8 protein-coding genes and 1 pseudogene are annotated in these 15,728 nt (G+C 34.5%); all 9 read right to left on the reverse strand.

Going from position 1 to position 15,728, the window contains the following annotated elements:
* Window positions 1–208, reverse strand: a pseudogene (locus QMA06_RS00005) (energy transducer TonB); the annotation flags it as partial.
* 65 nt (window positions 209–273) lie between these two features.
* Window positions 274–624, reverse strand: a complete 351-nt coding sequence (locus tag QMA06_RS00010) for a VanZ family protein (RefSeq protein ID WP_290204831.1) — start codon at window positions 622–624, stop codon at window positions 274–276.
* 4 nt (window positions 625–628) lie between these two features.
* A complete protein-coding gene (gene gcvH, locus QMA06_RS00015; RefSeq protein WP_290204832.1) occupies window positions 629–1,009 on the reverse strand; it encodes a glycine cleavage system protein GcvH in 381 nt (126 codons plus the stop codon).
* Window positions 1,010–1,069: 60 nt separating this feature from the next.
* Window positions 1,070–8,419 (reverse strand): T9SS outer membrane translocon Sov/SprA, encoded by a 7,350-nt coding sequence (gene sov, locus QMA06_RS00020; protein ID WP_407704285.1) that lies wholly within the window; start codon window positions 8,417–8,419, stop codon window positions 1,070–1,072.
* The gene (gene ruvA, locus QMA06_RS00025; RefSeq protein ID WP_290204834.1) at window positions 8,419–9,000 is read right to left on the reverse strand and encodes a Holliday junction branch migration protein RuvA; all 582 of its coding nucleotides are present in this window, start codon (window positions 8,998–9,000) and stop codon (window positions 8,419–8,421) included. The genes sov and ruvA overlap by 1 nt, the downstream gene beginning before the upstream one ends.
* Window positions 9,001–9,381: 381 nt before the next feature.
* Window positions 9,382–11,676: an NADP-dependent malic enzyme gene (locus tag QMA06_RS00030; protein ID WP_290204835.1), complete on the reverse strand. Its 2,295-nt coding sequence runs from the start codon at window positions 11,674–11,676 to the stop codon at window positions 9,382–9,384.
* 198 nt (window positions 11,677–11,874) lie between these two features.
* Window positions 11,875–13,077: a sensor histidine kinase gene (locus tag QMA06_RS00035; protein ID WP_290204836.1), complete on the reverse strand. Its 1,203-nt coding sequence runs from the start codon at window positions 13,075–13,077 to the stop codon at window positions 11,875–11,877.
* Window positions 13,078–13,475: 398 nt separating this feature from the next.
* Window positions 13,476–14,399: a tRNA epoxyqueuosine(34) reductase QueG gene (queG, locus tag QMA06_RS00040; RefSeq protein ID WP_290204837.1), complete on the reverse strand. Its 924-nt coding sequence runs from the start codon at window positions 14,397–14,399 to the stop codon at window positions 13,476–13,478.
* Between the two features lie 124 nt (window positions 14,400–14,523).
* A complete protein-coding gene (locus tag QMA06_RS00045) occupies window positions 14,524–15,579 on the reverse strand; it encodes a class I SAM-dependent methyltransferase (protein WP_290204838.1) in 1,056 nt (351 codons plus the stop codon).
* Window positions 15,580–15,728 lie beyond the last annotated feature (149 nt).

Raw genomic sequence — 15,728 nt, forward strand, 5'->3', positions numbered from 1 at the left:
GTGGTGGAGTTACCAATTGTTCAGTAATTGGCACTTCTTCGTCTAATTCATCATCTAAGTTAAGCGAGTCTGCAACAACACCGGTTGGATCATAAGTCTTATAATTAATTGCCATATAGGTAATACCTAACATTAAGGCAAGACCAACAGCAAAGTACAATGAGCTGTTACGACTAACGTCTGATTTCGGATTCTTTTTAGGTTCCATATTATTAATTTTAATATAACATTGCTAATTTAACTAATTAATTGGAAAAAAAACAAGGCTTTGGGTTATTTTAATTTATATCTGTTTAATTGAGTTGCAATTATTGTACCAAAGACAGCTCCAATACCATTTGCAATTAAATCATAAGTATCATAGGTTCTTCTAGGGTTGACAAGATATTGTAACAATTCTAAAATAAACCCCAATAAAATCGCCGAAAAACATGTAATTATAATTAAACGTTTAATTCTAAACGTTTTAACATATGTTACCCATAATAATGCTAACCCGAAATAAGCAACTACATGATAAATCTTATCATCGAACGATGAGCCTAAACTAGGAACACCGCTTAAACTAATTAAACTCGCAATAATTAATGCCAAGGTATAGCCTATAGACACTAACAAAAGCATTTTTTTAACCACTAATAAGTGCTTTATAATCGTCTGCTGATAATAGATTGTCTATTTGTGAAGTGTCTGAAATTTTTAATTTAATCATCCAGCCGTCACCGTAAGGATCTGAATTTACTTTTTCGGGCTCGTCTTCTAGGCCTTCATTAAATTCAATAATTTCACCTGATAATGGTAGAAATAAATCTGAAACTGTTTTTACAGCTTCAACCGTTCCAAAGACCTCTTCAACCTCTAAGGTTTCGTCCAAAGTATCGACTTCTACATAAACGATATCACCTAATTCACTTTGTGCGAAATCGGTAATACCAATTGTAGCAATATCGCCTTCAATTTTTATCCATTCGTGATCTTTGGTGTATTTTAATTCTGATGGTGTGTTCATCTTTTATATGGTATATTGTTAGTTACGCAAATGTAATTTTTTAATGGTTTTAATTCAAGCTTAATTCCCAAAATTATATCTCAATGTAAATCCTGATCTTATGGATGTTTGTGGAAACGATGTTGAAATTGCAAAATCTGAAAAGCTATAATCAAAATAGAAAATACCAGTTAAATTTTTAGAAAAAGCATAATCTGCTGTGTATTTCAACCCCCAAATAGTTTGACCTGCGGTGACCTGATTGTTCTCTAAATCTAAATATCTAATAATAGTTTTATTATCTCGTACGGTAACATCGGCGCGCATATTTAAATCACTTACAATAATTTGTTTTGGTCCAGCCAATTTAGAACGGATTCTTAAATCCTTGAAGCGGTATCCCAAGCCAAGGGTATATTCTTTGCCTTGAATTTCGGTCATTAAATTATTATCGAAACTTAAAGACAATGTTCTATCCGTTGCTATTTCTGCCAAAACTTTAATTGAATTTTTCATTTCAAAGTCTAAGCGCATCAAAGGACTGAACTGTTCTTCCAAATTAATATTGCTATAGAGTGTCTCATTTTTAAAATTACCCGCTTGGTCAATAGCCTCCGCGTTTTCAGGTTCGTTCGCCCTAAAAGTATAATCTGGCGCAGCATAATCTAAATTGGTACGAAATTGATTAATCGTATAATTAGATCGATAACCGTGTTGTACAGAGAATCGTCTAAAGGTTCTCTTAAACCATGCTATTTTCATTAACCCAGTATATTTCAAGGTCCAGTTAGGAATAGGAACATCTCTAAATGCTCTGGTACTAACTTTATCTGGATTGGTGCCTTGGTAAGCCGATAAAAATGCTGGTAATAGAACACGTTGGCTATTTTTTCCGAATCCTAACGGGTAGCCTTCCGAATCTAAATTGGCTGCATCATTAACGTTGATACCAGCTCTGCTTGCAAGCCTGTTCGCAATAATCAATCTATTCGCTCTAAAATCATTGAAAGTTGCCGATTGATTTTCATCACTTTTTTTGAATGCCGTTTTAATTAAAGCCGTAGAGATATTAAAGTTTCCGAATGTGTTTGGTGTTAGCGGCACATATTTAAGATCGTCGTCAACTCTAAAGTTTTCTGTGTAATTTTCTGCGTAAGTTCTATTACCAATTAAATCGATTTTTAAATCGCGCATAGGTTCAACATTAACCGAATAATCTAAAGACGTATTTTCCACCTCAGTATATTGTTGACTAAACTCCTGAAAATTTGTTAACCAACCGTTTCTCGCTGCTAAGTTTCTAATATCTCTTTGTCCACCAAATGTATAACCAACAGTAGGTTTTAATGTTCCTATAAAACCAGGTGTAGGCAAATAACCAGGAAGAAAAGTACCATTGTTTTCGCTATAACCCAACTGAACACGCTTTACCATAGTAACAATATCTAATACTGTATTGTAAGCTTTTTGGCCTGTACTTAACTTGTTAGGATCTTCAGCGTTGTCATCTTTATTATCCGTTAGTGCTGCCGAGCGTCTTGTAGCACCAGTAGTTCTGCCACGACCTCTAGTGTTCTGTTTTCCCTTTTTAACTAACCCTAATGTTTTATATAAGGTTTCCATATTAAGGGTAGAATTGATATTATGAGTGTTTGAATTTTGAATAGAATTACCTAAATTATAAGTGGCACCATCAATAATTAAATCTTCATATAAATCTGATCCCTTTTGCCATTGAAAAGCACCGCTATAAGCATAAGTAGTTTTTAAGAAACTTAATACCGGAATTTTATATAAAGGCAACTCATAATTAACCTGTATCTGCTGCGTTTGAAAATTTGGATCACCAAAATCAAAAAATCCATCCCAAACATTGAGCTCCGGATCTTGACGTCCGCCAATACGATCGTCTATAAAATAATTACGAACAATATTGGTGTTCGCAGCTGTAAAGTTTAGACTCAACGCATCCGTAATATTATAATTGATGGCGTATTGAAAATCAAAAGTATAATTCCTTCTAAATAATTCTTCAATACCAATATTGCCACCGCCTAATTCAACTTCTCTAAATTTCTGTTTACTAAACTGTCTATTAATATCAGTATTCACAGAAAAACTCGATGGCAATAAATTAACATTAAAATCTTTTAAAATTTTCCAATATCTCCCGGTAAATAGTGAATCATTCTTTTTAAAAGGCTCAAGTTTTACAGGCTCGAAAGCATAATTATAATTAGCGCCTACCCTTACAGTTTGGTCTAAAGCATTTTCTATTTCAAAATCACGATGCTCTACTTTATTATAAGAATAATTGAATGTTAAATTTTCAACATCATACACCTGTTTTTTAGCATCTCCTACCTTTTGCTTTCTTACACCAATAAAATTAATGCTTTGACGCTTGGTGTAATCTTCCGATTGCTCTCTAATCCGATCTTCTTCTTCATTAGAACTAGCCGCATCAATTCGCGACTCTAAGGTAAGGTCGTTATAAAACTGATCGAATTTAGGTGTGATTAATTCTTCACTTTGCGCATAATTAAACGGAATTTGAACACCCCATTTTTTAGGTAATAGTTGGCCCAACTGTATATTAGTCACAACATCGTATTGTTGTACATCTTCTAAACTTCTTTCATTTGGGCCTTGGTCTAAGCTACCAAATCCGATGGTGCTTCGTCTACCTGTAGCGCTAATATCTGCAAAATCTGCAATTTGACTATCCATACTTACTACGGCTGCCCAACCTCCTTCGTTTTCCATATCGGACATCCGTAATTCATTGAACCAAACTTCGCCACAAACATCTTGTTGCGTAATCGCGAGGTTGCTATTTTTTACACCCATCATTAAAACCCGAATATCACCAAAATTAGGATTTCCTTTTATGGCAATTCTTTGTTGTCCGGTATTTGATGCCACATCATCATAAGGAATTTCATCAGGATTATTAAATCCAGCTTCATTAAGCACCCCGTTCACTACGTTATAGAACATTGGGTTTTCATCACTTAAAGTACCGGCAGAAATTCCTAAAGCCTTAATCTTTTGCAAGAATTCCAAAGGTATATTTATTTCATTCTGTTCTGGCCAAACTTGTTCTGCACTAGCACCCACAGTTGTATTATCTGATGGTAATAATGGAACTTCTATTTGATAATAATTCTGGGTAAAGTCATTACCCATTCTAATAAACCCAACCAATTCTCCATCTCCTAATTGAGCACCATCTTGTGGTTCGGCATGAATAAACATACGTAGTTTTTTATACTGACGCATATCCACATTGATATTTTTAAATACTCCACGAGAATCTGTCGCTTCTAACTCACAAGCTTGTATAACTAACGATTGCTCATTCTGTCTTATGATACTATTATTATTATTCAGCTCCTCTTGTTCAACACCTGGTGGTGTTTTATAACCTGCATTTTCTTGCACATTTACAACGCCTACATTAAATTCTGCATTTGCGCTATTGTTAGTATCATCATTATCTAAATCTAACGTGTATCGTCTCCAATCGCTACGTACTAAATCTAACGTAGCAAAACGAAGAACCGTTTTCTCTGTAAAATCAGAAACATATAGACGGGCAAAACGCACAGAACGGATGTCTGAAATTCCTCCAATAGCTTCACGTATATCACTTTCTGCAACAGGAATTCTAAACTGATACCATTTAACATCATTTCTCACCTCACCATTTGGTAACGTAACTGAAAGCGGATCGTTTGGTCCCCCACGAACATCATTTATATAAGGATTGTTCGGATCTGCCAAACTCGCTGGTGTAATATCTAATTGGTACTCATAATAACTATCAATAGTATTCATGGTATTATCTCTATTGATATCTTCCACGTCTGGTAGCGTGGTAGAACCTCTATTGGTATCCGTAAAAGTGTCTGGTGTATTACCTTCTAAGCCATTATACTTTTTATAACGTTCAAAAATATCACCATCTGTATTTAAATAATAAGCGTAATTATCGTTTGCGGGATCTTCCAAGTTTGAAAAATTCGCATAAAGTGCGGTCAAATCCGGATTGTCTTCTATTATGGGAGTTTCATCACTGTCATCATATCCGTCAAGACCAACATCTTGATTTGCTCTTTCCGATCCCGAAGTAGCAAACGTATAAATCAGAGATTGATTTTGTGGCACTACACTTCCGAATAATGTAGGGGTTAATGTGGATATAATACCATTGTCTGGCAACCCGTTTTCATATTGTTTTTTACCATCTTTTAGAACATCTTCAGAAATATTACCTAGATTAATCGATAATTTTCCACCTGTATTACTCGGGTTATCTAAAAACGGATCTTGAATCCAAAATTCTATATATTCTACGTTGGCTTGCTCAAAATCAGTCGATGTAATTTGTCTCGTGATTCCGGCCCAAGTTCTATTTGGATCTAAATCATCGCCGTTGACAGCCTCAGGATCAAAATTATAAGGGCCACGTTCTGTTGGGTAATACGCCAAATCTAAGGTGTTAATAACTGCTGTTTGACCTTGTACGATATCTTGATTAAAAATTTCATCAATAAAAATACGACGTGTATACAAATCAGAAATATCGTCGTCACTAATACCATCAGGGCGTTGATTACTATAGAAAATTGGATCTATAGTATACCAGTTAAGAAGTGCTCTACCAAATCCATTTTCTATTCCTGGATCATCGTTCCCAGATTTAATTTCCGGAAGTTCTTTAGGTCTACTAGAGAGTGACCAAGATAAAGGACTTAATAAATCAATAGCTCCTTGTGTGCCTTCAAAATCGTCAATATAGGCAGTAGCTTCACCATTAAAATCTGCTCCACTTGAAGCACCTGGCAATAAATAAGCAAACTCACCTCGTAATGATAGATTAGAAGGAACATCCGTATCTATGTTTGGTAATTTATTTACCAATCGTGTTAAAAATGGCACTTCCGTTGAGTAATTACCATTAAAACCAAAAATAGTATTATTTATAGGCTCTGAATTAAAATTTGCTTTTTGGGTAATTGGGCGCTCATTAAGATTTAATAAGGTTCCTCCAATTACAAAATTTTCATTGAATTGATGCTCTACATTAATTCCTGTGAACCGTTTAGTTTGCTGACCAAAAACCGCATTATTTTCGACAGATACATTAATCGGAGTATTTGAAGCTTTTAGAGCTTCATCTAAAATCTCTACACGACCCAGTTGGTAATTTACGGTATAATCTACCCCTTCTACAAGTTGGCGCCCACCAGCAGTAACAACAACAGAACCTCGAGGCACATTAAATGCTCCTATTGGAATGCCACCGTCTCCTCCACTACTTTTATAACGGCCCTTTATTTGGAATTTATTTTTTTCAACTTCATCTAAAGCTTCAGTTTTGGTAGATTTATAGAGTAAATCGTAAACGTATTTCTTTTGATTTTCGTTATAATTTGTTTGAGTATCTGAAATATCTTCATAATCTGAAGCATTATCATTTGGATTGCCATCATCATCTAAAACATCGAATAAATAACGTCCAAAAGGTTCTACGGTAGTAAAAATTATTTTTCCGTTTTGACTTATTACGGTTTGTCCTTCCACATAATCAAAGAAACCGTCACCACGTTCTTGCGGATCGTTATTATAATTAAGTCGGTCTAAATGAAAAAGCCTAATTAAAGGGGTTTCTTGTATTGCAGTATCATCTTCTGCACTATTAGGGGTGTTATTGTCGAACGGAGGGAATGTCGTATTCTCCACCGGATTAATATAATTTAAAGGGGAAGCTTCGGTATAAAAGATGTTTAATTTAAAATCTTCTCGACTGAGTTGAAATGCTCCCGTGTCGTAAATGTTTTTCATCATTAAATCCCAAATTGGCTGATCTACCGAAGTCACTGAACTCTTTAGCATTTTAAGAATTAAACTTTGGTTATTTACAATCTGATTTCCTGTGCTGATATTTTCATCAACTACAGTGGCATCAACACCATCATTTGCAAATTCACCGACCTGGAAGACTTGTCCACCAATAGTATATTGAAATGCTACTGCTAAAACCTCATCATTTTGTAATCGTTGATTTAATGAGATATAACCTAAATCTGAGTTTAAAACATATTCTTGGCCTTCACGTAATTTTCTTGCAGACTCCAGTTTTCCGTAGTCAAAACCCTCATTGACGTTAACCGTATTAACTCCATTTTCAACATTTGTGATATCTCTAACGGCTTCCGTTAAAAATGAACCAGCGCCACCGATATTTGTTGGGTCAAATTCGTTATTTTTATTGCTAGGTCTTGCCCCTGGATTATTTATAAAGTTGGGGGGAAATGCAGTAAGTCCAATATTTTCGGGTGTGGATTCCCCTAAATCTTGAAATGCCACAATATTTCTAACATTCTCAGTTTGGTTAGTTCTGTTTGTTACCCAAACTTCAGCTCTTGTAATTTGAAGTCCTTGGTTGTTTATCCAAGGATACTGTTTCAAGGCGTTGTTATAAGTTTCCCTAAAATATTGTGCTAAGAAAAAGTGTCTGTTCTCATCATAGTCTCTTGCAAAAAACTCAAATTCTTCAACGGTTCCTCCACCTTCTGCAACTACCGATTTTGATTGAGATTGTTGCTCTGAAAAGACTGCCGTTACTCTAGTTTTACCAAATTGCAATTCTGTTTTTACTCCAAAAAGACTTTGTGCACCCGTTATTAAAGAACTATTTAATGGCATATTAACATTACCAACTTCGATCTTTCTAATAATATCGTCTTCAGTTGGTGTATATTCTAATTTTACAACTTGTTGAAAATCGAATGTGGCTTCTGTATCATAATTTGCTGTGACTTGAAGCCGGGTACCTACTTTACCCAATAAACTTAAGCTTATGCGTTGGTCAAAATCAAATGTGAAGTTTGTTCTGTTTCTTGGTGAAAAAGCCGGATTATCTTGTTTTGTAAACAACACCCCTAGATCAACCTCAACGGAACCTTGTGGTATAACATTTATGGTATTTCCGCCAAATATGGTTTCAAACAACCCTGAATTCACATAAAACTCAGGTAATAAATTTTTCTGATCTTCTTCCGAACCTTCTTTTTGTCCAGCTTTAGCATCAGCCATTTTCTTGTAATAGTCTTTCAATTTTTCTTGAAGCACTAATTTTTGAAATTCATCTGGCGTAAGAATTAATGGATAATTAATATTGAAATCTCCAATTTTTTCGGAATAGATATATCGATCTAAAACAGGATCGTAGGTATATTTAGAAACTATACTATTTGGGTTAGGCATGTTAAGCTTACCAAAAGCAAAAGTTGTTTTAGTTGAGTCTTGTTCTGTTTCGGTTTCTTGAGCTAAAACTGAATTACTTATTAGCATTAAAAAAGCTAATATGAAATAAAATTTATAGGAATAGAATTGGCTATGTAGAGTTGTATTCAATTGCATTATAAGTTTTTTAGAGCTTCTTTAATTATTTGCTCTACTTGGGCTTCTGGTTGGGCTTTTAAAATTCTATCAACTACTTTTTCGGATTGTTTTTTATTAAATCCTAATACATCTAAAGCAGATAACGCTTCATTTTTATGGGTATTGTTTGGTATTAAAGAAAGTTCGTCAATGCCATATACTTTTAACACTTTATCCTTTAAATCTATAATGACCCGTTGTGCCGTTTTTGCTCCAATTCCCTTTACACTTTGAATTAAGGAGACATCTTCGCCTGCGATGCCTTCCTTTACTTGGTCTGGAGTTAATGATGATAACATGGTACGTGCAATATTAGCCCCGATACCACTAACTGAAATTAATAGCTTAAAGATTTCACGTTCAATCTTGGAAGAAAAGCCATAAAGACTCTGAGAATCTTCACGTACTTGGAGATATGTGTAAAGTTTTAAATGTTCTTTATCGGGAATATGAGAAAAAGTATGCAATGAGATATTAATAAAATAGCCGATACCATTGCAATCAATAACAACGTCCGTCGGATTTTTTTCAACAAGTTTGCCTTCTATATGTGTAATCATTTTATAAAGAAAAGTTAAAAATCCAAATGTAGTAAAATTATTTTCATTAACGACCTTAGTTGATTGGTATGAAAATTAATAACATAATTCTACATATTACGTCACGATTTTCTCGGGTTTATAAGCATTCTTCATGTGTTCTATAAAAGTCTTCCAATACTATTGGGATCACTAATTAGCATTACTCATTTCGTTAAAAAAAAGTTAACATGGATTTATCGACTAAGAACTTTTATAAGCTTGGCACAAAAAAACAATGAGATCCTGAGAACGCTTCTTTATTGATTTTATTTACTTAAATTCCGAGGTTTTAATTCAGATATAACACTACTATAGAGACTGAATACTAATTTAAAAAACTCAAACTTTCTAAATTAATAATTATCGAACATGTCTCTGTTCTCGTTTCTCACGTTCTTGTACATCAACAACTGCAATAGCCGTCATATTTACAATTTCATCTACACTTGCATCTAATTGTAAAATATGTACCGGTTTACGCATGCCCATCATTATAGGACCTATAGATTCTGCTTTATTGAGTTCTTTCAGCATTTTATAAGTAATATTAGCCGCGTCTAAATTGGGAAATATGAGTGTATTTACTTTTCGACCTGCTAATTTAGAAAATGGAAAAATATCTTGAAGCATTTTTGAATTCAATGCAAAATCCGTTTGCACCTCTCCATCAACCACCATTTCCGGATAAGCTTTATGTAAATATGCTACGGCTTCTCTTACTTTTTCTGCTCGCGGATTTTCTGATGATCCAAAATTTGAATATGAGATCATCGCGGTTATCGGCTCTATGCCAAACATTTTAGTCACACGCGATGTCATACGGGCAATTTTAGCTAAATCTTTGGCTGTTGGATCAATATTGATGGACGTATCACTTAAAAACATCGGACCACGTTGTGTCATCATTAAATTAGTTGCGGCAACCCTGGTTACACCATCAGCCATCCCTATTAATTCGAGCATCGGTTTTACAACTGAAGGATAGTTACGGGAATAACCTGTAATCAAAGTATCAGCATCACCAACATTAACCATCATTGCTGCGAAATAGTTACGCTCTCTCATTTTCTTTTCTGCTGAATAAATGGTAACTCCTTGTCGCTTTCGCTTTTTCCAGTAGGCTTTGGCATAACGGTTTTTGCGTTCTACCTCATCATCGGACTTTGGATCTATAATGAGTACATCTTCAGCATCAAATTCAATTTCTTCCATTAAAGCGATAATAGCCTCTTTACGACCTAATAATATTGGTATTGCAATACCCTCATCGTAAGCAATTTGAGCCGCTTTAAGTACATCTAGCTGATCGGCTTCCGCAAAAATTACACGCTTAGGATTAGTTTTCGCTCTTTCTAAGAGCATACGAATTAATTTATTATCTGAGCCTAATCGCTCTAATAACGTATTCCTATAGCGATCCCAATCCTCTATCGGTTCTTTTGCTACACCACTTTCCATGGCTGCTTTTGCTACGGCCGGTGGTACTTCTGCAATTAATCTTGGATCAAAAGGTTTTGGAATTATATAGTCTTTTCCGAAGGTTAATCGTGTTTCGGAATATGCAATATTAACTTGTTCCGGAACTGATTCTTTGGCTAATTTAGATAAAGCTTTAACCGCAGCCATCTTCATAGCTTCGTTTATTTTTGTTGCTCTAACATCTAAAGCTCCTCTAAAAATAAAAGGAAATCCAAGCACATTGTTTACTTGATTTGGATGATCGCTACGACCCGTTGCCATAATAATGTCGTCTCTGGTATCTATGGCAAGTTGATAACTAATTTCGGGTATTGGATTTGCCATAGCAAATACTATTGGATTTGCTGTCATAGATTTTAGCATTTCAGGCGTCACAATATTAGGTTGTGACAAACCAATAAACACATCCGAATTTTCCATAGCTTCAGCCAGTGTATCGATTTTACGAGATGTAGCAAACTCTGCTTTTTCTGCAGTTAGATTAATTCTGTCATCTCTAATAACGCCTTTACTATCTAACATTACTATATTTTTGAGACTAGCTCCACAAGCTTGGTATAACCGAGTACAAGAGATTGCTGCCGCACCTGCCCCGCTCACAACAATCTTGACTTCTTCAATCTTTTTTCCTGCTATTTCTAATGCATTAATCAGCGCCGCCGCCGATATTATAGCCGTGCCATGCTGATCATCGTGCATTACAGGAATATCTAACTCTTCTTTTAAACGACGTTCAATTTCAAAGGCTTCTGGAGCTTTAATATCCTCAAGATTAATACCACCAAATGTTGGCGCAATGTTTTTAACTGTAGCAATAAATGCCTCAACATCTTCAGTATCCACCTCTATATCGAACACATCGATATCGGCAAAAATTTTAAAAAGCAAGCCTTTCCCCTCCATCACTGGCTTAGAAGCCTCTGGACCAATATTCCCTAAACCCAGAACGGCAGTTCCATTAGATATCACAGCCACCAAATTACCTTTTGCGGTGTATTTATAAACGTTATTAACGTCCTTTTCTATTTCTAAACAAGGTTCAGCCACACCTGGTGAATAGGCCAAAGATAAGTCCCGTTGGGAGGCATATTTTTTTGTTGGTACAACTTTAATTTTGCCAGGAGTAGGTTTAGCATGATATACTAAGGCTTCTATGCGTTTGCTTTGTTTGCTCATATGGAATAATCTTTAGGAACTTCAAATTTAACAATCCTAATTAATGAAATACCAAATCTTTTATAAAATTGCTATTTCTTTTTTTCTTATAATAACTTCAAAAACTATTTAAGTAAAAGTTTCATTTACATAAAATATTTGCAAAAAAGGTGTAGAAAAAATTGCTATTTCTCAAAAAATAAATAATTGAAATTTCAATTATTTTTTGATGGTGAAAACGAATTTAGCCCCTTTTCCTAAACCAGATTCTATATTAATTTCACCTCCTGATTTTTCAACTATTCTCTTTACAGTAGCTAAACCAATGCCGTTACCTACGCGACCAAATCTATCTTGTTGTGTAATTTTTTGAAAAATTTTAAATATTTTTTTATGATTGGCAACAGCTATACCAGGACCATTATCTTTTAAGTAAAATTCAAAATGGGTATCGGTTTCAGTTACTCCTAATTCAATTTCAACCTTATCTTTGTCATTATACTTAATGGCATTAGTTACCAAGTTAATTAAAACATGAGTGATTGTTGTTTTATTGGCATGTATTTGAGATAGTGAACTGTTCAAAATCATACTAAGGCTATGATCATAATTGAAAAGACCTTCAATTTCTGTGTTTAATTTTTCTAAATTAATATTAGATTTCTCTTGGTTTGAAATATTATCACTTCTACTGTAATCAAGCAACCCGTCAATTAAATCATTAAGACTATCAGAAGATTTTATGATCATTTCAAGCATCTCAATACCTTCATCGTCAACTTTCAGTTTATAGTCTTCTAAAAATAGTTGTGCCAAGCTAGAAATATTGATTAAGGGAGATTTCAGATCGTGAGCAGCGATATAAGCAAAACGCTCTAATTCCTTATTTTTAATTTTTAAATCTTTCAAAGCCCGTTTTAATAAAGATTTGCTTTTTCGCAGTTCTAACAAATTCATAACTTGTTTAGAAAGCGCTGATAAAGATTTTAGTTGATTCTGACTTAATAAATTAGGTTTATTATCAATAACACACAATGTACCTAAAGGAAGTCCATTTTTACTTACAAGAGGAACGCCCGCATAAAAAATCACATTCGGATCGCCCGTTACTAAAGGATTATCCTTAAAACGGTCATCTTTTCTTGAATCTTCTACAATGAAAGTATTTTCTTCGTCATTAATGGCATGAGCACAAAAGGCATAATCCCTTAAAGTTTCTTCTACATCTAAGCCATAATGCGATTTAAACCATTGGCGTTCATCGTCAATAAGACTGATTAAAGCAATTGGCATATCGCAAATTTCTGCAGCAATTGTTGTAATATCATCGTAATCAGATTCTTGAAGCGTATCTAATATTGAATATGATTCTAAATTTTTTAATCTTTCTTTTTCTTTCTTATGTTTTTTCGGGGTAATCATAACAGTCAATTTTTCAATTTGGAAAATTAGCTCATCCTTGCATAATTCTATTATATAATCTCCTTTTTTTGGCTGCTATTCGCCAAAGCAAGTTATATAACTTAAACGCTTTAAACGGGTTTTTATTTACTTAACAATTAATTTTTATGTCGCAAATTGAGGTAAGTCCATTTGTAACATTCACATTTCAAGTTTCACAAAAGGTTCACGATCTCAAAAAATTATGCTTTCATCTCATTATGATTATTGCCAAAAGATTCATCATAAAAATTGCTAATTAAACGCCATGAGTTAAATTTAGATTGTCTTAAGATTGGATTATCATTGTTATAGTACCAAAAAGATTAATTATAATTTTATTTTAAAAAATTTTTTTAGATTCACTTTTAAGAAGAAAATTAATCCTTCAAAAATCGAATATTTCGCTCTAAACCCTTAAATTTAGTGCGCTTTACAGCAGATTTTTGAAACACTTTTTTAAAAGTATCCTCTGTAATTTCTTCCCAATCTTTCTTGGTCATATCCAACAGTTCTGGATGCGGATTGAATAACGGTTCGTTATGTGATTTTGAAAAACGATTCCATGGGCAAACGTCTTGGCAGATATCGCAACCAAACATCCAATCGTTAAATTGGCCTTTAAATTCTGTCGGAATATTGTCTTTAAGTTCTATGGTAAAATATGAAATGCATTTGCTGCCGTCCACCACATAAGGTTCTGTAATTGCTTCGGTTGGACAAGCATCAATACAAGCTGTGCATGTGCCGCAATGGTCAGTTACTGGTGTATCGTACTCCAATTCTAAATCTATAATCAGTTCAGCTATAAAATAGAACGAACCGACTTGCTGAGTCAATAAATTGGAATGTTTCCCAATCCAACCCAAACCCGATTTTGCTGCCCAAGCTTTATCTAAAACTGGTGCAGAATCTACAAAGGCACGTCCACCAACCTCTCCTATTTCATCCTGAATAAAATATAATAATGATTTCAGTTTATGTTTTATAACATGATGATAATCGTTTCCGTAAGCATATTTTGATAGCTTATAAGAATTGTCTGATTGAAGTTCTGAAGGGTAATAATTTAACAATAATGACACCACAGATTTTGAACCTTCCACCAAAAGGGTGGGATCTAAACGCTTGTCGAAATGGTTTTCCATGTAGTGCATTTCGCCATTCATGTTTTTATTGAGCCAGGTTTCAAGACGAGGTGCTTCGGTTTCTAAGAATTCTGCTTTACTAATACCACATGACAAAAATCCGAGGCGTTTGGCTTCGGATTTTATTAAATCGGTGTATTGCTGCTTGTTATCCACAGCACAAAGTTACGGTTAATTAAGTTCTCTGTTAAATGATTATTTTTTCATTTTAGTCCTTTTTCTTTCCCACATCTAAAGACGAATGATGCCCGTAAATCCTCCAATCTCCATTTTAAAATAATTAAGGACGCGCCTCTAATATGAGATTAAAAGGCGTTTCATTCGCACGTCTAAAGTGATTAAAACCTGCCTCATGAGCCACTTCTCTTAATCGCTTCTCACCTGCTTGTGCACCCAAAGCCAAACCGACTTCTTGGCTCATAGAACTCGGTGTACACAATAAGGTTGAAAATGAATAAAATGCTCTGCTCACAGGATTGATATTATCTTTTAATGAATCATTAGCGAAAGGCTCTACTAGCATACAAGTACCATCGGGTTTTAGCGCTTTTTTCACATGAATACATGCACCAACAGGATCTCCCATATCGTGTAAACAATCAAAAAATGTTACAAGATCATATTCATCTCCTGGAAAATCTTTTGCAGTGGCCAACTGAAACGAAATGTTATCGAGTCCAGATTCTGCTGCATGAGTTTTGGCATGGTCTATGGATCCTTGATGAAAATCAAATCCTATAAATTCCGAATTAGGAAAGGCTTTTGCCATTATCATTGTTGAAGCCGCATGGCCACAACCTACATCAGCTACTTTTGCTCCTTTTTCAAGTTTCTCCATAACGCCATCTAAGGATGGCAACCAATTTTGTACCAAATTCGTAGCATAAGAGGGTCTAAAGAATTTTTCGGTACCACAGAATAAACAATTGTGATGATCTCCCCAAGACACCCCTTCACCGGATTGAAATGCTTTTTCCATGGTTGGCACATCATGATACATCGAAGAAATGGCAAAGTAGGCACCTGTCATTAATACAGGACTATCAGAATTACTAAAAACAAAAGCTTGTTCTGGAGATAATGTAAATGATTCATTAGTATCATTATATTCAATATATCCAGACGCTACATGTGCAGATAGCCATTCTCTTAAATAGCGTTCATTGACTTCTGCAGCTTTAGCAAGTTGAGAAGACGATGCACTTCCTACTTTTTCCATTGTTTTATAAATACCTAGTTTATCTCCAATAATAATTAGTGGGCCAATTGCTGCAGCACCCATTTCGGTTACCATTTTACCTAATAAACTGTTTAATTTGTTTTCGTCGATTGCCATGATTTTAGTTTTTAAAATTAATATTGATAGCAAACGTAGGAAGAGAAAAGAAGGATGCCTTTTACTATTTTAATTTTGTGTATCACTATTTGTTCAAATCCAAAAAACACTAGCACTATTTTGTCACAAAAATAACAAATCTAGATTTA

The organism is Winogradskyella bathintestinalis (genome assembly GCF_030407435.1).
In the GTDB taxonomy this organism is placed as follows: domain Bacteria; phylum Bacteroidota; class Bacteroidia; order Flavobacteriales; family Flavobacteriaceae; genus Winogradskyella; species Winogradskyella bathintestinalis.

Excerpts from the sequence above, each read along its gene's own strand:
- QMA06_RS00010 (WP_290204831.1), bottom strand. The coding sequence starts at position 624 with ATGCTTTTGTTAGTGTCTATAGGCTATACCTTGGCATTAATTATTGCG.
- ruvA (WP_290204834.1), bottom strand. The coding sequence starts at position 9,000 with ATGATTACACATATAGAAGGCAAACTTGTTGAAAAAAATCCGACGGAC.
- sov (WP_407704285.1), bottom strand. The coding sequence starts at position 8,419 with ATGCAATTGAATACAACTCTACATAGCCAATTCTATTCCTATAAATTT.
- QMA06_RS00045 (WP_290204838.1), bottom strand. The coding sequence starts at position 15,579 with ATGGCAATCGACGAAAACAAATTAAACAGTTTATTAGGTAAAATGGTA.
- gcvH (WP_290204832.1), bottom strand. The coding sequence starts at position 1,009 with ATGAACACACCATCAGAATTAAAATACACCAAAGATCACGAATGGATA.
- QMA06_RS00035 (WP_290204836.1), bottom strand. The coding sequence starts at position 13,077 with ATGATTACCCCGAAAAAACATAAGAAAGAAAAAGAAAGATTAAAAAAT.
- QMA06_RS00030 (WP_290204835.1), bottom strand. The coding sequence starts at position 11,676 with ATGAGCAAACAAAGCAAACGCATAGAAGCCTTAGTATATCATGCTAAA.